We start from the raw sequence: 18,782 nt of genomic DNA, 5'->3' as shown, positions 1-18,782 counted from the left end.
GACATGCCGCCCCTGCTCACCATCGTCGTGCCCTGCTTCAACGAGGCCGAGAACGTCATCCCCATGGCCGAGCGGCTTGAAGCCGCGCTGCAAGGCATCGCGTGGGAAGTCATCTTCGTCGATGACGACAGCCCCGATGGCACGTCTGCCATCGCGCGCCGGCTGGCGGAGCAGGATGCCCGTGTGCGCTGCATCCGCCGCATCGGCCGCCGCGGCCTCGCCTCCGCCTGTATCGAAGGGATGATGGCCTCCTCCGCGCCCTATGTCGCGGTGATCGACGGCGACCTCCAGCACGACGAGACCATCCTGCCGAAGATGCTGGAAGCGTTGCGCTCCGGCCGCGCCGATGTCGCCATCGGAAGCCGCCATGTGGCGGGCGGGGAGGCGGCGGAAGGCTTTTCCCCCCTGCGCCAGCGGATCAGCGAAGGAGGCACGGCCCTGGCCCGGGCCATGCTACCGGTACGCGTGGAAGACCCCATGAGCGGCTTTTTCATGCTGCCGCGTCCGATTTTCGAGGAACTGGCGCCCCGCCTGACCGGGCGCGGCTTCAAGATCCTGGTGGATATCCTGCTCTCGGCCGGCCGCAAGCTCCGGGTGGAGGAAGTGCCCTATACCTTCCGCCCCCGTGTGGCCGGCGATTCCAAGCTGGATACCGCCGTGCTGCTGGAGTTCCTGGCCCTGCTGCTGGACAAGGCGCTGGGCGGCCTGCTGCCGTTGCGCTTCATGTCCTTCGCGCTGGTGGGTGGCTTCGGCATCCTGGTGCATCTGGCTGTGCTGGGCGTCGCCATCCGTTTCATGCCCTTCATCAATGCCCAGTGGGTGGCGACCTTCGTGGCCATGACGGCCAATTTCTGGCTGAACAACCGCATCACCTACCGCGACGTGAGGCTGCGCGGGCCGAAGCTCTGGCGCGGGCTCATCCTCTTCTATGTCGTCTGCGGGCTGGGTGCCGCCGCCAATGTCGGCGTTGCCGGCCTGCTGCTGCGGGACGAGCTGGCGCAGTGGCGATGGGCCGGCGCCGCCGGCGCCCTGCTGACCGGCGTGTGGAACTACGCGGTTTCGGCGACCCTGGTATGGCGCGCGCGATGAGCAATCCCTGGGTGGTGGCGCTGCTGGCGCTGACTGCCTTGCGCCTCGTGGCGGCGGTGCTGCTGCCGGTCTCGCCGGATGAGGCCTATTACTGGGTCTGGGGCCGTGCCCTGGCGGCCGGCTACTACGACCATCCTCCCATGGTGGCACTCTGGACTGCCGCCGGCACCGCCCTGATGGGCGACACGGCCCTGGGCATCCGCTTGCTGGGGCCGCTTGGCGTCGCGGCGGCCTCCATCCTGCTGGCACGCGCGGCGGAGGCCCTTTTCCCCGGCCGCTCCGCCGGCCCTTGGGCGGCAGCAATGCTCAACGCGACGCTGCTGTTTTCCGCCGGCGCCGTGCTGGTTACGCCAGACACGCCGCTGCTGGTTTTCTGGTGCGCCGCGCTCTGGGCGGCTGCGGAACTTCACCGCAGCGGGGATGGGCGCTGGTGGCTGGTCTTCGGCTTTCTGGCCGGACTGGCGCTGTTGTCGAAATACACGGCGCTGCTGCTGGGTATCGGTGTTGTCCTGTGGCTGCTGGCGGAACCGCGGATGCGGCACTGGCTGCTACGCTGGCAACTCTGGGCCGGCGGTGCCATTGCCCTGCTGTGCTTTGCGCCGGTTATCTGGTGGAATTCGCAACATGCCTGGGTCAGTTTCGCCAAGCAGGGCGGGCGCGCCGGCAGCACCAGCACCGGCTCCGCCCTTCGCTACCTTGGCGAGCTGATCGGCGGGCAGGCCGCCCTGGCCACGCCGTTGATCTTCCTGTTCTGCATTGTCGGCACGGCAATGGCCTGCCGTGCCTGGGTCAGGCAGCGCAGCAGCGCCGCCGGCCTTCTGGTGTGCCTGACGGTACCCTCGGCGCTGCTCTTCCTGTGGCAGGCTACGGGCAGCCGGGTCCAGGGCAACTGGCCTGCCATTCTTTATCCCTCCGCCTGCATCGCGGCTGCGGCCTTCCTGGGCTCCGGCTGGCGGCGCTGGAAACAGGCTGGTCTTGCTTTCGGCTTTGTGGTGGCGGTGGCCGCCTTGGTGCAGGCAGCCTTCTCACCTATCCCGCTACCGCGACGGAATGATCCGACCCTTGCCAGGCTGGGCGGGTGGCCTGCCCTGGCGGCGGGCGTGGAGCAGGCACGGCGCGCCCAGGGCGCGCAATTCGTCGCCGCCGAGGAATACGGCCTGGCCAGCGAGTTGGCGCTGCATCTCCCCCCTGGCACGCCGGTGATCGCGCTGGGCGATCGGTGGGATCTTTTCGATCTGCCATCCCCGGCCACCGGCCAGGTGGGCCTGCTGGTCCGCAGTGAGCGCCGCAGCGGGGCGCCACTTTGGCCAGCGGCCCAGCCGGCAGGCGAGGTGGTGCGGGCACGAGATGGCATCGAGGCTGAACGCTACAGGCTGCACACCGTGCGCGTGGAAGGGGCAGAGCCGCCTCTCGCAGTTTTGCCGTCTCGTCGCTGAAGGTAACGGGCCCTGGCGCTGGAACCATGCTGCCCTACATGCTGCAAGATAGGCCAGGGAGCATGGCGATGCCTGTTCATATCCGTCGCGGCTGGGAATTGCCTGAGGCCGCCGTCACGCCTGAGCACTTCGTGCTGGGCCGCCGCAAGGCCGCGCTGGGCCTTGGCACGATTCTGGCAGCGGGGGCGCTGGGCCGCTCCGCTCTGGCGCAGGATGCCGCCGGCTTGGCGGCCATGCGCAACCCCCGCTTCGAGCCGGGCCGTGCGCTGACGCCGGAGAAGGATGCCACCAACTACAATAACTATTACGAATTCGGCACCAGCAAGAACATCGCCTCGGCTGCCCAGCGGCTGCCGCAGAGCCCATGGACCCTCAAGTTCGATGGCTTGGTGGAGAAGGAGCAGGAGATCGGGCTCGATGATCTTCTGAAACGCGTCAGCCTGGAGGAGCGGGTGCTGCGGCACCGCTGCGTCGAAGCCTGGGCCATGACAGTGCCCTGGACGGGTTTTCCGGTGTCCCAATTGCTCAAGATCGCCGCGCCGCTCTCCAGCGCCAGATACGTGGTCTTCGAGACGGCAGCGGACCGCTCGGTTATGCCGGGGCTGCGGCAGAGTTGGTACCCCTGGCCATACAAGGAAGGCTGCACCATCGCCGAGGCGGGCAACGAGCTGTGCTTCATGGCCGTGGGCCTCTACGGCAAGGCAGTGCCACCGCAGAATGGCGGGCCAATGCGGGTGCTCTTTCCCTGGAAGTACGGCTTCAAGTCGGCCAAGGCGATCAGGCGCATCACCTTCACGGACAAGCGGCCGGTCAGCTTCTGGGAAAAGCTGCAAAGCTCGGAATACGGCTTCTGGGCCAATGTGAACCCGGAGGTGCCGCATCCGCGCTGGAGCCAGGCACGGGAGCGCCTTCTTGGCAGTGGAGAGCAGGTGCCCACCAAGCTCTTCAACGGCTATGGCGAATTCGTCTCGTCCCTCTACACCGACGTAAAGGGTGAGAACCTTTACCTCTGAAAGCGCATAACCGGTTGCCTTTCAGAGCCGGCGCTGCTCATCCAGGCGGCGCCGGCCTTCCGAGATGACCCTCAGCGCTTCCGACCAAAGCCCGAGTTGCGGCAGCTCAGTGGGGGAGAACCAGCGCGCGTCCGTCACGTCATCCCCCGCGACGGGTTCACCCGAGAGCCATTCACCCGCGTAGTCGATGATCGTGTAGTGGAAGCGGGTGCGCCCTTCCGGATCGCTGTCCAATGCATCCACCACACCGGCCAGGACCAGCGGCCCGACCTCGATCCCAGCTTCCTCCCGCAACTCACGCCGGGCGGTTTCCTCTGCCGGCTCGCCAAGCGCCTGGGCGCCGCCGGGCACGGACCATTCGCCCATGCGAGGTGGCTTGCCCCGGCGCACCAGCAGGACATCCTCGCCGCGGAAGGCGACGAGGCCGATGCCGATCCACGGACGCTCGGGATACTCCCGCCCGCTCATCTCGCGGGCGCCGCCGGTGCCTCGGCAGGCGGCGCCTCAGCCTTGCGCATGTCCTGCAGCCGGGGCAGCAGCGCCTTGATCTTCCATTCCGCCACCTTGTAGGCCCAGCCGCGCCAGCGGGCATTCAGCCGCGCCGCCTCATCGTCCCCGGCGGCGGCAAGGCGGACCCAGATGGCTTCGCCGTCCTGGTAGCCTGAGGCGGTGATTGCCAGGTTGTCCGTGAGCGTGAATCGGGTCTCGCCAAGTGGCTGGCCCGGCGCGGCGGCCTCCTTGCGTACATCCGTCAGCGTCAGGAACTCGAAGGCGCGGCCAACCTCATCGGCGCTCCCTTCTTCCAACGGCGGCGTCTGTGCCGGACTGGTGACGGTGAGGACGCCATCCGGGCCTTCCCCGCGCGTCAGCACCAGCGGCGCTTCTCCCAGCCGCGTGGCTTCCACCTTCAGCACCCGCTCCCGCGCGATATTGGCGATGTCGCGGTCGATCCAGAGCTGAGGATCGGCATCCAATGGCAGGCGCCCTTCCGCAAGCCACGCCTGGGTCTCGGCCGGGCGGCGGACATAAACGCTTTCCGGCACGCCGCCCTGGGTGCGCATGCGGCGGCGACCGACCACCAGTTCGGCGATCGGGTCGCCCTTGCTGTCCAACACCCGCAGCAGGGCGGCGGTGCTATTGGCTGCGGCGGGGTCTTCCAAGCCCAGCCGGTCCAGCATGGCGGCATCATTGGTCCGGCGCTCGGTCAGGCGCAGTTCCGTCAGGCCCACCAGCAACTCACGCACCTTCTCCGGCCGCACCGGGTAGTCCTGCATATCCGGCAGCACCCAGGCCTCGGCATCACGCTTGGCCACGGCCACGGATTTGCCGCCTTGGCGCACCTCGATACGTGCGGCGCCCGTCAGCCTGCCGGCAAGGTTCTGGAACATCAGCGGCGCGCTGCTGGTCTCCGCAGGCGCGCCCGGGCCACGGGGGCCAAGCACGATGGCAGCCGCGGCAGCCACCACGGCGGTGCCGCCCAGCAGCAAGAGGGGACGACGTTGCATCACTGCTCCTCCCTTCAGGCCCGCGCCGCGCTGCGGCGGCGCAGCCGCACCACCGCCAGGCCGATGGCGAAGAGGGTCAACAAGGCCGGCACCAGCGCGATGTTCAAGATGCGCAGCATGTTCTCCAACCGCTCGATATCCCGCCGCAGTTCCAGTTGAACATTACGAAGCTGGCCACGCGTGGCGACGATCTCGGCCCGTGCCCGGTCGATCTCGGCCCGCTGTTCCGGCGTGATGACGGCATTCTGCGCCTGATTGCGCTCGCCGCTGCCCGGCGTGCCCTGGCGCAGCTCGCGCAGCCTGCGTTCCGTGACTTCGAGGCGCTGGGTCAGGGCCTGCTCGGTCTGACGGTAGCGGGCTTCGGCATTGCGGCGGATGTCCTCCACCACGCCAAAGGGCCGCAGGGATTCACCACGTGAGCGCAGCCCGATCAGTGCATCGCCACCCGCCAGGGTATCCGCGAGGTTGGAGATCAGCGCACCATTGTCGCTGAAGGGCGTGGCGACCTGCTGGCCGAAGAAGTCCTGCGTGCGGACCCAGAAGCGGTCTTCCAGCAGGTCGCTGTCATTGGCGACAACCAGGTTGGCCGGGCCATCGCTGCGGGCGCGATGCGCGGGGAAGTCGGCGGGGCGGTCGGCGCCCTCGGGGGGCGGCGGCGGACCGTCGGGGAAGGCACTGGCCAGGATGCCGCGGGCCCGGGCCATCAGCACGCGCCGCGTCCCGTCGGGCTTGAAGCCGGCCAGGATCTGCGACGGGTTCGGGTTTTCCTTCACCGCCTTGGCGTCAACCAGCATGGCTTCGGGGCTGCTGGTCAGCAGCGGGGTCATCTCGATGCCGGCGCCTTCCTTTCTCCGCACCTCGCCGGCGGAGGCGAAGGTCACCTGCTGCAGGTCCGCCGTCGCTACATCCGAGTGGTTGAGCGAATCCCCGGTGACATTGAACCAGGCGAGGTAATCCACCGCCTGCACCCGATCCGTGGGCGCGGCACGCACCCGCCAGGCACCGCGCAGGTCGAGCACCACCTTGTCGGTTGGTGTCTCGATGCCCCAGGCATTCAGCAGGCGGTCGAGGTTGGAGGAGGTCTCGGAAGGCGGCTGGCCGTTGGCGCCGGGGCGGCTGCCCTGGCCCTCGCTATGCGGGTCGGTCAGCACGAAGAGCTTGCCGCCGCGCATCACGAACTGGTCGATGGCATAGAGCGTGGCGTCCGGGAGCCCCTGCGGCTGCGCGACCATCAGCACCTGGATATCGGGATCGATCACCTGGGCGTTGCCCGCCACGTCCTTCACCGTGAAGAACTGGCGGAGTTGGTTAGCCACGGCATAAGGCTGTCCGCCGCCGGGCAGGCGCATCATCATGGCGCGCGGGTCGCCGTTCAGCGGCAGGGCGGAGAGCATGCCCATGACCGGCCGCTTCGGGCTGGAAAGGTCATAGACCAGCCGGGTCAGGTCGTACTCCAGGAAGCGCTCGCGGTCCGGCTGGATGAAAGGCAGCACCCGCTCGTCATCCAGCAGGTTGGTGCCGGCCAGGCCGAAGTAGACCTGCTCCCCGGATTGATCGAGCGGCACGCCCTGGATGCCATAGGCGAGGGCGCGGTCCTCGGTCTCGCTGAAGGGCTCGGGGTCCAGGTATTCGAGCTTCACCTTGCCGTCGGAAAGTGCGGCATATTCCTCCAGCATCTCCCGCACACGGTCGGCATAGGCACCATAGACCGGCACCTGGCTGCCCAGGCTGCGCGTGTAGAAAAGCCGCAGCGTGATGGGGTCCTTCAGCCCCGCCAAGACCTGCTTCGTGCCTTCCGAGAGAGTGTAGAGGCGCTGTTCCGTCAGATCGAGCCGGGCATTCGGCAGCAGCCGCTCCGCCAGGACATTGACGCTGACAGCCAGTACGGCGGCGGCGGCCAGCCCGCCGGCCGAGGTGAGCAGGCGGCGGGAGCCAGGGCGTGCGGCGGTATGCGTGGTCTCGCTCATGGCCTCAATCCGCCTTGCGATGGTCGACGATCACGGCATTGGCGAAAAGCCAGAAGCCGATGAAGCTGGCGAAGAACACCAGATCCGGCACCGAGACGATGCCGCGCGAGAAGCCGCCCAGCCGGTCGTTGATCGAGAGCCCGCGCGCGATTTCCGCCAGCACCGGCATGCGGGCGGAGAGGAATTCCGTCACCACCGGGCTGCCGGCGGCGGTGAAGAGGAAGCAGATGGCCACGGTGAGGACGAAGGCGATGACCTGGTTCTTCGTCAGGGCCGAGATGGCCGCGCCAACCGCCAGGAAAGCGCCAGCCACCAGCAGGCAGCCCGCATAGCCGGCGGCGATAACGCCGTTATCCGGGTTACCGAGGTAATTGACCGTGATCACCAGCGGGAAGGTCAACAGCAGCGCAATGGCGCAGAAGGCCCAGGCCGCCAGGAACTTGCCCAGCACCGCCTGCCATTGCGCCAGCGGCAGGGTCAGCAGGAGCTCGATGGTGCCGAGGCGCCGTTCCTCCGCCCAGAGGCGCATGGTGATGGCCGGCACCAGGAACAGGAAGAGCCAGGGCACGAAGCCGAAGAAGGGCGAGAGATCCGCCGTGCCGCGTGCGAAGAAATTGCCGAGCGTAAAGGTCAGCGCGCCGGACATCACCAGAAAGATGACGATGAAGACATAGGCAACGGGCGTGGCGAAATAGCCCGCCAGCTCGCGCCGGGCGACGGTGAGTGTGGCGCCCATCACGCCTTCTCCTTCGGCATGGTCAGGTCGCGGAAGACGGCGTCGAGCGAGGGGCCGCGATGCGCCAGCTCCGCCGGCGTCGCATCGGCCAGCACGGTGCCGCGCGCGATGATGATGGCGCGGGTGCAGATGGCGGAGACTTCCTCCAGCAGGTGCGTGGAGATGATGATGGCTTTTTCCGGCGCCATCTGCGTGATCAGCCTGCGGACCTCATGCTTCTGGTTGGGGTCGAGGCCGTCCGTAGGCTCGTCCAGCACCAGCACTGGCGGGTCGTGCAACAGCGACTGCGCAAGGCCGACGCGGCGCTTGAAACCCTTGGACAGCGTCTCGATGGGCTGGAGCCTGACGCCTTCGAGCGTCGTCAGGCTCATGGCATGGGCCACGCGGTCGCGCATCTCACTGCCACGATAGCCGCGCAGGCGCGCGGTGAAGCCCAGGAAGCCCTCCACCGTCATCTCTGGATAGGTGGGGGCGCCTTCCGGCAGGTACCCCAGGTGGCGCTTGGCGGCGACCGGATTGTCCACCACGTCCTCACCGCAGATGCGGGCGGTGCCGCTGCTGGGGGTCACGAAACCTGCCAGCATCTTCATGGTGGTAGATTTGCCGGCGCCGTTAGGGCCGAGGAAGCCCAGCACCTCGCCCTTGGCGACCCGGAAGGATACGTCATCAACGGCAGTAAAGGCGCCGAAGCGTTTGCTGAGGCGGTCGATCTCGATCAGGTCAGGCAAGCCGCGAAACCCCTGCACAGAAAAAAGGCGCTTGGCGGGTTTAAACCGGGGCAGGGCCTTTGCAACCCCCCGGGCCGTATCGAAGCGTCTCAGCCGGCGGCGAGCGGCGCCAGGGTCAGGTCATGGCCGAAGATCTGCAGCAGCAATCTCGCCGCCTGGCCACGGGGCGAGGATAGCCCCGGGTCCTTCTGCAGCAACAATTCGGCATCCTTGTGCGCCATCTTGATCAGCCCGCCATGGCGCTGTGGGTCCACCAGCCGCCGGCCGATATGCCCGGCCTGCCGCACCCCCAGCGCATCGCCGCCGCCGCGATATTCCAGGTCGGCATCGGCGATGACGAAGCCGTCCTCGGTATCCCGCAGCACGGCAAGGCGGCGCTGTTCGGATTCGTTCAACTCGGCGGAAGGCAGCAGCAGGCAAAAGGACTGCGCCGCGCCACGCCCGACGCGCCCGCGCAACTGGTGCAGGGCAGCGAGGCCGAAACGCTCGGCCTGCTCGATGATCATGATGGTGGCCTCGGGCACGTCGACACCGACCTCCACCACCGTGGTAGCCACCAGAAGCTGCGCGCGCCCGGCGGCGAAGTCCTGCAGTGCGGCTTCCCGCACATCGAGCTTCTGGGCGCCATGCGCCAGCCGCACCTTGTCGCCGAAGATGGCAGCGAGTTCGGCATAGGTGGTTTCGGCCGCGACATTGTCGTGGCGCTCGCCTTCCTCCACGGCGCGGACCACCCAGTAAGCGCGGTGGCCCTGCGCGAAGGCGGCGCGCAGCCGGGCCGTCAATTCCTCCCGCCGGTCGCGGCTGATGATGCGGGTGACGATGGGCTGCCGCCCGGCGGGGCGGTCGGCAAGGCGGCTGGTGGCCATCTCGCCCCATTGGGTCAGCAGAAGGGTGCGAGGGATGGGCGTGGCTGTCATCACCAGCACATCGGTGGTGCCCTTTTCCGTCAGCGCCAGCCGCTGGGCGACGCCGAAGCGGTGCTGCTCGTCCACCACCACCAAGCCAAGGTCGTGGAAGACCACGCCATCCTCGATCAGCGCATGGGTGCCGACCACGAGGGGGATGGAGCCATTGGCCAGCCCGGCCAGCACCCGCTTACGCTCCTTGCCCTTCACGGAGCCTGCCAGCAGCACGCATTCCACGCCCGCCGCCCCCGCCAGCTTCTGGAAGGTGCGGAGGTGCTGGCGGGCCAGCAGTTCGGTGGGCGCCATCAGGGCCGCCTGGGCACCGGCCTCGACGGCGCGCAGCATGGCCAGCAATGCGACCAGCGTCTTGCCGGCGCCGACATCGCCCTGCAGCAGCCGCAACATGCGGGTGGGGGAGGCGAGATCGGCATCGATCTCGGACAGGGCGCCGTTCTGCGCCGGAGTGGGCGGGAAGCCGAAGGCAGCCAGGGCCGCTTGCCGCAGGCGGCCATCGCCCACCAGTCGGCGGCCCGGACGGCGCATCACGGTTCGCCGCACCAGGCCGATGGCGATCTGCCCCGCCAGAAGCTCGTCATAGGCGAGGCGGTCGCGAGGGGTGTCCTCCGGCGGCTCAGTGGGGGCCTGGAGCAGGCAGAGGGCTTCATCGAAGCTGGGCCAGCGGCGGCGGTCCATGAGTGCGCCGCCATGCCATTCCGGCAACACCGGCAGCGTGCCCAGTGCCGCCGTCATGGCCTTGGCGACATCTTTCTGGCCCAGCCCCTTCACCAGCGGCCAGACCGGCTGCACGCCGGGGATGGCGTCGGGTGGGCTGATGTAATCCGGCGCGTCCATCTGCCAGCGGTCCCGGAACAGCTTCATCTTGCCCGAGACCCGCCGCTCGGCGCCCTCCGGGAAGTGCCGCTCCAGCCAGGCGCCCAGCCAGCGCTGCCGACCGAAATAGATCAGGTCCAGCGCGCCCACCGGGGAATCGCACTGCACCACCCATGGCTGGGACGGACCACGCGGAGGGGAGACGCGATGCGCGCGCACGGGCAGGGTGGCGACCTCGCCCTCTCGCGGGTTAGAATTACGCCGGTCCTGGTAGCGTTCCGGAAGATGGAACAACAGGTCGATCACACGTCCGCCTTCCACGGCCTGGGCGAGGCGCTTCACCTTTTCCTCAGGCAGGGGCAGGCTGGACAGCGGCGCGAAAAGCGCCATGTTCCGATCTTGTTCCGCCGCTTGGGCTGACACGATTCCCATCGCCCTCTATATGCCAGCCTCAAGAGGCGCCGACATGTCTGAACCTGATAATTCCTCCACCGAACTTTCCCCCCGCCGCCGGCGCCTGCTCTTCCGGGCGCATCACCGCGGCACCAAGGAAGCCGACCTGATGATCGGCACCTTCGTGGCCAACAACATCGCTGCCTTCACCGAGGCGGAACTGGATGAGCTGGAGGGCGTTCTGGACCTGTTGGATGTGGACCTGACCGAATGGCTCACCGGCCGCAGCCCCATTCCTGCGGAGGTCATGACACCCATGCTGGCTCGAATGAAGGAAGAATGCTCCCGCCCCGGGGCCGGCGTGCCTGAGGCCGCGCGCCGCGCATGACGGCGCTCACCGTCCACGGCGCTCCGGAAGGCTTCGACGCCCTGCTGCTGGCCCGCCGGCGGGCCGAGGTGAAGGGTCATGTGCTGCACGTCTGCCGCGACGATGCCCGAATGGCCCGGATGCAGGAAGGGCTGGAATTCTTCGCCCCCGGCGTCGAGGTGCTGCGCTTCCCCGCCTGGGACAGCCTGCCTTACGACCGTGTGTCTCCCAACGGCGAGTTGGTGGCCGAACGCGTCGCCACCCTGACACGCCTGCTGGAGCCGGGCAGCCGCCCGCGCATCGTGCTGACCACGGTCAATGCCCTGGTGCAGCGGGTGCCGCCGGCCGAGACCTTCGAGAATGCCACGCTGCACCTGAAGAAGGGCGGGCGGATCGGGCCCGAGAAGCTGGCGGGCTTCCTGGAAGCCAATGGCTATGGCCGCGCCGCCACGGTGATGGAGCCGGGCGAGTATTCCGTGCGCGGCGGCATCGTGGACCTCTACCCGGCCGGGGAGCCGGAGCCGGTGCGGCTCGATCTCTTCGGTGACGAGATCGAAAGCCTGCGCCGCTTCTCGCCCGAGACCCAGCGCAGCGGGCAGGAGATCAAGGAACTCTGGCTGCGTCCGGTGGGCGAGGTCTTTCTCGACGAAGCCTCCATCGCACGCTTCCGCAGCGGCTACCGTGACCTTTTCGGCCCGGCTGCGGGGGATGACCCGCTTTACGTCTCCATCTCGGCCGGCCGGCGCCATCCTGGCATGGAGAACTGGGCCGGGCTCTTCCATGAGCAGATGGCGACGCTGCTCGACTATATCCCCGGCGCCTCCGTCAGCCTCGACCATCAGGCCGAGGATGCACTGGAAGCCCGGCTGGAGATGATCGAGGACCACTACCAGGCCCGCAAGGGCCCGGGCCGGGACGGGGAGGTGCCTTATCGCCCGGTACCGCCGGGACGGCTTTACCTCGACCGCCGTGGCTGGGATGCCATGCTCTCCGGCGGGACGCTGCTGCGCTTCGATCCTTTCCCCAAGGCCGATGGTGCCGAAGGGATTGAGGCGGGCGGCCATCCCGGGCGGCTCTATGCCGAGGTCCGCACCTCTGGCGAGAATGTCTTCGCGGCCTATCGGGAACAGGCGGAATCCCAGGCCAGGTCAGGCCTGCGCCCGGTTCTGGCGGCCTGGACCAAAGGCTCGCGCGAGCGGCTGGCCAATCTGCTGCGCGAAAACAAGGTGCCTGCCCAGCCGGTGGATGACTGGGCCGCTGCCCGCAAGCTGCCGGCCGGCGTGGTCGCGCTGGCGGTCTATGGCGTGGAGCGGGGCTTCATTGGTCCAGCCGGTGAACCGGCGCTGTCCATTGCCCTGACTGGCGAGCAGGATCTGCTGGGCGAGCGCATTGCGCGCCCACCGCGCCGCCGCAAGCGGGCCGACCAGTTCATCGCCGATGCCACGGAGATCGCGGAAGGCGACCTGGTGGTGCACCAGGACCATGGCATCGGGCGCTACGACGGGCTTTCCGCCATCGAGGTGTCCGGTGCGCCGCATGACTGCCTGCGGCTGATCTACGACGGTGGGGACAAGCTGTTCCTGCCCGTCGAGAACATCGAGCTTCTCTCCCGCTTCGGCAGCGACAGCGCCGGCGTGGCGCTGGACAAGCTGGGCGGAGCTTCCTGGCAGAACCGCAAGGCCAAGGCCAAGCAGCGCATCGCCGACATGGCGGGCCAGTTGATCCGCGTGGCGGCGGAGCGGCAGATGAAGGAGGCGCCGCTGGCCACGCCGCCGGAAGGCGCCTGGGACGAATTCTGCGCCCGCTTCCCCTTCGCCGAGACGGACGACCAGTTGCGCGCCATCGGCGACGTGCTGGAGGACCTCGCCTCCGGCCGCCCGATGGACCGGCTGATCTGCGGCGATGTCGGCTTCGGCAAGACCGAGGTGGCGCTGCGCGCCGCCTTCGTGGTCGCCATGACGGGCGCGCAGGTGGCGGTGGTGGTGCCGACCACGCTGCTGTCCCGCCAGCACTTCCGCACCTTCTCCGCCCGCTTCGCGGGGCTGCCGATCAAGGTGGCGCAGCTTTCCCGCATGGTGACGGCCAAGGAAGCGCAGCAGGTGAAGGCGGGGCTGGCGGATGGCTCCATCAACATCGTCGTCGGCACCCATGCGCTGCTGGCCAAGGGTATCGAATTCGCCGACCTCGGCATGGTGATCGTGGACGAGGAGCAGCATTTCGGCGTCTCCCACAAGGAGCGCCTGAAGTCGCTGAAGGCCGATGTCCATGTGCTGACGCTGACGGCCACGCCTATTCCACGCACCTTGCAACTGGCCCTGACCGGCGTGCGGGAGATGAGCGTCATCGCCACCCCGCCGGTCGACCGGCTGGCGGTGCGCACCTTCATCATGCCCTTCGATGCCGTGGTGGCGCGCGAGGCCATCCAGCGCGAGCGCTTCCGCGGCGGCCAGGTCTTCTGCGTGGTGCCGCGCCTGGAGGACCTGCCGAAGATGGCCTCCCGCCTGGCCGAGATCGTGCCGGAGGCACGGACGGTGCAGGCCCATGGCCGCCTCTCGCCCACTGAGCTTGAGCGGGTGATGACCGAGTTCGGCGACGGCAAGTACGACATCCTGCTGGCGACCAATATTGTCGAAAGCGGGCTGGACATGCCGGCGGTGAATACGCTGATCATCTATCGCGCCGATATGTTCGGCCTCGCCCAGCTCTATCAGCTTCGCGGGCGTGTCGGGCGCGGCAAGCAGCGTGGCTATGCCTACCTGACCTGGCCTGCCGCCCAGCGCCTGTCGGTCGCCGCCGAGAAGCGGCTGGCGGTGATGCAGACCCTGGATAACCTTGGCGCCGGCTTCACCCTGGCGAGCCATGACCTGGACATCCGCGGCGCCGGCAATCTGCTGGGCGACGAGCAGTCCGGCCATGTGCGGGAGGTGGGTATCGAGCTGTACCAGCAGATGCTGGAGGAAGCCGTCGCCAACCTAAAGGCCGGGCAGGGGCGGCGTGGCGAGGCCGAGGATCGCGACTGGACGCCGCAGATCAACCTTGGCCTGCCGGTGCTGATACCTGAGGCCTATGTGGCCGACCTGCCGGTGCGGCTGGGCCTTTATCGCCGCATCGGCGCTCTGGCGGGCGAGGCGGAGGTGGAGGCCATGGCCGCCGAGCTGACCGACCGCTTCGGCCCACTGCCGCCTGAAGTCGAAAACCTGCTTCAGGTGGTGCTTATCAAGCACCACTGCCGCCAAGCCGGGGTGGAGAAGCTGGATGCTGGGCCGAAGGGCATCGTGGTGACCTTCCGCCGCAACAACTTCGCCAATCCCGCCGGGCTGGTGAACTGGGTGACGGCGCAGAAGGGGCTGGTGAAGCTGCGGCCGGACCATAAGCTGGCCATGGTGCGGGAGATGGACCTGCCAACGCGGGTGAGGGCGGCGAAGGACATGCTGGCCTCGCTGGCCAAGGTGGCAGGGCAGGTGCGGAAGGCGGCCTGAGCGCCTTCAGAACTCCGCCGCTTCAGCCAGGGCCACGTCCATCAGCCGCTCCAGCACTTCTGGCTCCTGGGCGCCGGCGATGGCGTGGCCGCCACTGTCTCCATGGCGGCCGGACATGACGAAGCAGGGCACGCCATTGATGCCGAGGCGGTGCGCCCGCAGGTTCTCGGCATGCACCGCATCCGCTTCCAGGCCGCTGGTCAGGAAGCGCCAGGCGGCCTCGCGCTCCAGGCCCGCCAGAACGGCCAGCCGCACCAGCACCGAAGGGTCGCCGATGTCGTGCCCCTGGGTGAAATGCGCCTCGAAGAGCAGGTCCACCACAATATCCGCCAGGCCATGCTGCGCGGCGTAGCGGACCAGCCGGTGGGCATCGACGGAAGGGGGCACGCGGCGCATCAGGTCGAAGCGGAAGGTGATGCCTTCGGCCTTGCCCAGCTCGGTCATGGTGCTGTGCAGCCGGCGGGCCCGTTCCTCGCCACCAAACTTTCGCAGCATGTAATCCTGCCGCTGCATGCCGGCAGGCCCCGCATCGGGGTTCAGCAGGAAGGGGCGCCAGCGCAACTCGGCATGGATGTCCGGCCGGCGGCGCAGCGCGCGCCGCAGGCGACGGATGCCGAGGAAGCACCAGGGGCAGACAAGATCGAAAACAATCTCGATCTCGAGCTGCCCGGCGGGGGGAGAAAGCAGGTTCACGCTGCCCATCATACCGCCAGCCGGGCCTCGTTGCAGGTCTTCTTGCCAGAAAGCGTCACCGCCGAGTCGGAATGTTAAGAATCAGCCTTGTAGGGATGAATCCTGACTCCTAGTTTGAGCGATCTGGACCAGGGTATTGTCAACGCGTCATGATGGCGGGCTCGCATATCGCGCTAGGGGCGGCGGCATGGTTCGCCGCCGCACCGCGGTTGGGCCTGCCCGCGCTGGACCCTTTCTCACTCGGGCTGGCGGTGCTGGGATCGCTGCTGCCCGATATCGACCATCCCAAGTCATGGGTGGGCAAGCGGGTTTGGCCTGTCTCCTGGCTTTGCGCCAAGCTCTTCGGCCATCGCGGCATGACTCATTCGCTTATCGCCGTCGCCGGCTGCGCCGCGCTGCTGCTCCATGGACACCTGCCGCTATCCATCGCGGCACCCCTGGTGGTCGGATATCTTTCGCATCTGGTTGCGGATCTGCTGACGCCGGGCGGGCTGCGGCTGGCATGGCCCATGAAGGGGGTGTGGTCGCTGCCGCTCTGCCGCACCGGCTCGGCCTTCGAGCCGCTGGTGGTGGCGCTGATGCTGTCCTGGTCCTGGGGCGCGACCAAGGAGCAGTTCGACCCACAGGCGGGGCTGCGCGCAGTAGGGGTCTGCCGGATTCTGGGGCCTGAACTGCCGTCACTTTGCGGCCCGGAGGCCTCGCCAAGGCCGCAGGCCAACCGGACAGGGCTGGCATGGCTGCGGGATAGCTTTCCGCCCGTCATCAGCCGATGACGCCGCGATTGGCGGATGGGGTGGGATTCGAACCCACGGTAGAGTTACCCCTACGGCGGTTTTCAAGACCGCTGCCTTAAACCACTCGGCCACCCATCCAGTTTGCCGAAGCCAAGCGGCACCTTGTGCGTAACGCCACTACGGCCAGAAGGAAAGTGCATGCACGCTAAAGTCACGGCCCTGTTGTCAGCCATTTTTGTGTTGAGCGCCCCAATGGGCGCCATGGCGCAGGGTTCAGCCAGCAACGAAGCGGTCGCACCCTCCATTGCGCCGGACCAGGCGCCGCCGCCCGATCCCTATGGCACCTTCACCTTCTCGATCGAGAACGACCTCTTCGGTGGTGGGACGGACCGCTACTATACCAATGGCTTCCAGTTCGCCTGGCGCTCGCCCTCGGCGGACCTGCCATCGCCGCTGGCCTGGGTCAACGACCGGTTGGAATGGGTGCTGGGCCCCGGAACGCTGCGGTGGGGTGTTTCCTTCGGCCAGAGCATCTATACGCCGCAAGATACCTACCGGCGCAACCCCGATCCCACTGACCGCCCTTATGCGGGCTATCTGTACGGCTCCGTCAGCCTCAGCCGCACCACGGAGCTGACGTCCCGGGTGATGGAACTGCAGCTCGGTGTGGTCGGCCCTTCGGCCCTGGGTGAATTCGTCCAGAACAACTACCACGACATCTTCAACATCAAGAACACCGAGGGCTGGGATTACCAGCTGAAGGACGAGCCGGCCGTTACCTTGCTCTATGAGCAGAAGCGCCGGGTTCCGTTGGGTAGCTTCAGCGGCATCGACACCGAGGTCATTCCCTCTGCCACCTTGAGCCTGGGCAATGTGCAGACCTATGCCGGTGTTGGCGGCACCTTCCGCATCGGGCAGGGGTTGGATGCTGATTTCGGCCCGCCGCGCATCCGGCCGGCGCTGTCCGGCTCAAGCTGGGTGCAGCCGCGCCAAGGCTTCGAATGGTATCTCTTCGCTGGCGTGGAAGGGCGTGCCATCGCCCGCGACATCTTCCTGGACGGCAATACCTGGCGGGACAGCCGCAGCGTGGACAAGCGCCCCTTCGTGGCTGATTTCCAGGTTGGTGCTGCCATTGTCTGGCAGGGGGTGCGCTTCGCGCTGACCCAGGTCTGGCGTTCGGAGGAATTCTACGGCCAGAACGGTCGGCAGAAGTTCGGCTCCCTCAGCGTGTCCTTCCGCTTCTGAGGCGGGCAAGGCCTTGTGTGAAAGGCCAAGGTTGTCCGGCCGGCGCAGGGCGTGGCATTCCTGCCGCCATGCTGAAGCGCCGTAGCCTGATCGCCCGATTCGGTGCCGCCACCCTGCTGGCCAGCAGTGGGGTGGCCCATGCGTCGCCACCTTCGTTCCAGGATTTTCTGGAGAGCGTGTCGGCCGAGGCGCGGCGGAACGGGGTGTCGCCAGCAACCTTGCAGCGGGCCTTCAGCCCGATCCGGCCCAATGACAAGGTGCTGGAACTGGATCGCAGGCAGCCGGAATTCACCCTCACCTGGGACCAGTATCGTGACGGTCGCGTCTCGCAGCAGCGGATAGACCGCGGCCGCCAAGCCTTCGCCGACAACCGGGCGCTGCTGGATGCCATAGCCTCCCGCTACAAAGTTAGCCCACGCGTTGTCGTGGCTGTCTGGGGGCTGGAGACGAACTATGGCGGCTTCACCGGCAATTTCAACGTCATAGAGGCATTGGCGACCTTGGCCTGGGAAGGGCGCCGGGCTGAGTTCTTCCGCAAGGAGTTGCTGGCTGCGCTGCGCATCCTGGAGAAGGGCGACGTGGCGCCGGAGCGGATGCTCGGCAGCTATGCCGGTGCCATGGGCCACCCGCAGTTCATGCCGACCAGTTTTGAGAGGCTGGCGGTGGATTTTGACGAAGATGGCCGCCGCGACATCTGGGGCACCCGTGCCGATGCTCTGGCCTCCATCGCCAATTACCTGGCCCGCCATGGCTGGCAGGAGGATGAGCGCTGGGGCAGGGAGGTGCGGCTACCCGCCGGCTTCGACCCCGCCATCGCCGGGCGCAACAACCGCCGGCCGCTGCGGGACTGGGCCAGCATGGGCGTCACCGCCGCCGATGGTACGGCCCTGCCGGCGCTGGACATAGATACCGCCCTCCTGTTACCGGGCGGGGCAGGCGGCCAGGCCTTCGCGGTTTATGGGAACTTCAATGTCATCCGGCGCTACAACCCTTCCGATTATTATGCACTGGTGATCGGCTTGCTGTCCGACCGCGTGGCATGAAGAGCCCATTGCACCCGCTGGCCCTGCTGCTGCCTTTGCTGCTGGCCTGCACACCGCCGCCTCCGGCCCCGAAGCCGCAGCCCCGCTACACCATCGGGCAGCCTTACGAGATGGACGGCGTCTGGTCCTATCCGCGCGAGGACTTCGCCTTGCGCGAGACAGGCCTCGCGACCGTCGTGCCGGACCCACGGCCCGGACGCGTCACTGCGGATGGTGAGATCTATGACCCCGTGCTGCTGACCGCTGCCCATCGCACGCTGCAACTGCCTGCCATTCTGCTGGTGACCAACCTGGAGAATGGGTTGTCGCTGCGCGTCCGTGTCAATGACCGTGGCCCGGCCCAGCCGGGACGGGTGGTGGCCCTGTCCCGCCGCGCGGCGGAACTGCTGGGTGTCTCGGCGGGCGGCACGCAGGTCGCCATTGCGGTCGACCCCGATCTTTCCCGCTCCCTCAGCGCCGGCCTGCCGCAGCCGGAGGCGCCACGTATCGCCATCGAAACCGCCCCGCGCGAGGCAGTGCAGGCCGAGAGCCTGGCGCCGCCGCCGGGCACTCAGGCGGCGGAGCGGGTGCGCCAGGGCCGGGGGCCCGCGACAGTGGCCGCCGTCGCGGTGGAGCCGG

The 18,782-nt window shown here is 67.9% G+C and carries 16 protein-coding genes and 1 tRNA gene; 9 read left to right on the top strand and 8 right to left on the bottom strand.

What is annotated here, in order from left to right:
* Nucleotides 1–3 precede the first annotated feature (3 nt).
* The 3 genes from IBL25_RS11595 to msrP all read left to right on the top strand — a co-directional run bounded on the left by IBL25_RS11595 (nucleotide 4) and on the right by msrP (nucleotide 3,538).
* A complete protein-coding gene (locus tag IBL25_RS11595) occupies nucleotides 4–1,089 on the top strand; it encodes a glycosyltransferase (protein WP_187778703.1) in 1,086 nt (361 codons plus the stop codon).
* A complete protein-coding gene (locus IBL25_RS11590) occupies nucleotides 1,086–2,525 on the top strand; it encodes a glycosyltransferase family 39 protein (protein ID WP_238940370.1) in 1,440 nt (479 codons plus the stop codon). The genes IBL25_RS11595 and IBL25_RS11590 overlap by 4 nt, the downstream gene beginning before the upstream one ends.
* 68 nt (nucleotides 2,526–2,593) lie before the next feature.
* Nucleotides 2,594–3,538, top strand: a complete 945-nt coding sequence (gene msrP, locus IBL25_RS11585; protein WP_187778701.1) for a protein-methionine-sulfoxide reductase catalytic subunit MsrP — start codon at nucleotides 2,594–2,596, stop codon at nucleotides 3,536–3,538.
* Between the two features lie 21 nt (nucleotides 3,539–3,559).
* Here the strand turns inward: msrP and IBL25_RS11580 are convergent, their stop codons facing one another.
* The 6 genes from IBL25_RS11580 to recG all read right to left on the bottom strand — a co-directional run bounded on the left by IBL25_RS11580 (nucleotide 3,560) and on the right by recG (nucleotide 10,642).
* Entirely contained in the window at nucleotides 3,560–4,006 is a 447-nt protein-coding gene (locus tag IBL25_RS11580; RefSeq protein ID WP_187778700.1) for an NUDIX hydrolase, read from the bottom strand.
* Nucleotides 4,003–5,043, bottom strand: a complete 1,041-nt coding sequence (locus IBL25_RS11575) for a DUF4340 domain-containing protein (protein ID WP_187778699.1) — start codon at nucleotides 5,041–5,043, stop codon at nucleotides 4,003–4,005. Before IBL25_RS11575 ends, IBL25_RS11580 begins: the two co-directional genes overlap by 4 nt.
* A 14-nt stretch (nucleotides 5,044–5,057) precedes the next feature.
* Complete coding sequence (locus tag IBL25_RS11570; RefSeq protein WP_187778698.1) at nucleotides 5,058–7,010, bottom strand: GldG family protein; 1,953 nt, start codon at nucleotides 7,008–7,010, stop codon at nucleotides 5,058–5,060.
* Between the two features lie 4 nt (nucleotides 7,011–7,014).
* A complete protein-coding gene (locus tag IBL25_RS11565; RefSeq protein ID WP_187778697.1) occupies nucleotides 7,015–7,746 on the bottom strand; it encodes an ABC transporter permease in 732 nt (243 codons plus the stop codon).
* Nucleotides 7,746–8,474, bottom strand: a complete 729-nt coding sequence (locus IBL25_RS11560) for an ABC transporter ATP-binding protein (RefSeq protein WP_187778696.1) — start codon at nucleotides 8,472–8,474, stop codon at nucleotides 7,746–7,748. Before IBL25_RS11560 ends, IBL25_RS11565 begins: the two co-directional genes overlap by 1 nt.
* 89 nt (nucleotides 8,475–8,563) lie before the next feature.
* Nucleotides 8,564–10,642, bottom strand: a complete 2,079-nt coding sequence (gene recG, locus IBL25_RS11555; RefSeq protein WP_187778695.1) for an ATP-dependent DNA helicase RecG — start codon at nucleotides 10,640–10,642, stop codon at nucleotides 8,564–8,566.
* Nucleotides 10,643–10,676: 34 nt separating this feature from the next.
* Between recG and IBL25_RS11550 the strand changes: the two genes are divergently transcribed.
* Both IBL25_RS11550 and mfd read left to right on the top strand, forming a co-directional pair.
* Nucleotides 10,677–10,991: a succinate dehydrogenase assembly factor 2 gene (locus IBL25_RS11550; RefSeq protein WP_187778694.1), complete on the top strand. Its 315-nt coding sequence runs from the start codon at nucleotides 10,677–10,679 to the stop codon at nucleotides 10,989–10,991.
* Nucleotides 10,988–14,449 (top strand): transcription-repair coupling factor, encoded by a 3,462-nt coding sequence (gene mfd, locus IBL25_RS11545; protein ID WP_187778693.1) that lies wholly within the window; start codon nucleotides 10,988–10,990, stop codon nucleotides 14,447–14,449. Before IBL25_RS11550 ends, mfd begins: the two co-directional genes overlap by 4 nt.
* 6 nt (nucleotides 14,450–14,455) lie before the next feature.
* Here mfd and IBL25_RS11540 read toward each other — a convergent pair whose 3' ends face one another.
* The gene (locus tag IBL25_RS11540; RefSeq protein ID WP_187778712.1) at nucleotides 14,456–15,151 is read right to left on the bottom strand and encodes a DsbA family oxidoreductase; all 696 of its coding nucleotides are present in this window, start codon (nucleotides 15,149–15,151) and stop codon (nucleotides 14,456–14,458) included.
* Between the two features lie 140 nt (nucleotides 15,152–15,291).
* Between IBL25_RS11540 and IBL25_RS11535 the strand changes: the two genes are divergently transcribed.
* Nucleotides 15,292–15,915, top strand: a complete 624-nt coding sequence (locus tag IBL25_RS11535; protein ID WP_187778692.1) for a metal-dependent hydrolase — start codon at nucleotides 15,292–15,294, stop codon at nucleotides 15,913–15,915.
* A gap of 9 nt (nucleotides 15,916–15,924) precedes the next feature.
* On the opposite strand, the gene IBL25_RS11530 is transcribed toward IBL25_RS11535, so the two are convergent.
* Nucleotides 15,925–16,014: transfer RNA gene (locus IBL25_RS11530), tRNA-Ser, on the bottom strand.
* Between the two features lie 99 nt (nucleotides 16,015–16,113).
* Between IBL25_RS11530 and IBL25_RS11525 the strand changes: the two genes are divergently transcribed.
* The 3 genes from IBL25_RS11525 to IBL25_RS11515 form a co-directional block, all read left to right on the top strand.
* Nucleotides 16,114–17,121 carry a lipid A deacylase LpxR family protein gene (locus IBL25_RS11525; RefSeq protein WP_379656093.1) on the top strand — a complete coding sequence of 336 codons (1,008 nt, stop codon included), beginning with the start codon at nucleotides 16,114–16,116 and terminating at the stop codon, nucleotides 17,119–17,121.
* Between the two features lie 68 nt (nucleotides 17,122–17,189).
* Nucleotides 17,190–18,164, top strand: coding sequence for a lytic murein transglycosylase (locus tag IBL25_RS11520; protein ID WP_187778690.1), 975 nt, complete (start codon nucleotides 17,190–17,192; stop codon nucleotides 18,162–18,164).
* A partial coding sequence (locus tag IBL25_RS11515) for a septal ring lytic transglycosylase RlpA family protein (RefSeq protein WP_187778689.1) occupies nucleotides 18,161–18,782 on the top strand: 622 nt, incomplete at its 3' end. The genes IBL25_RS11520 and IBL25_RS11515, both read left to right, overlap by 4 nt.

The organism is Pseudoroseomonas ludipueritiae (assembly GCF_014490445.1).
GTDB lineage: Bacteria > Pseudomonadota > Alphaproteobacteria > Acetobacterales > Acetobacteraceae > Pseudoroseomonas > Pseudoroseomonas ludipueritiae.
Note: the sequence above shows the minus strand (reverse complement) of the source record. Positions and strands in the feature narration are given on the sequence as shown.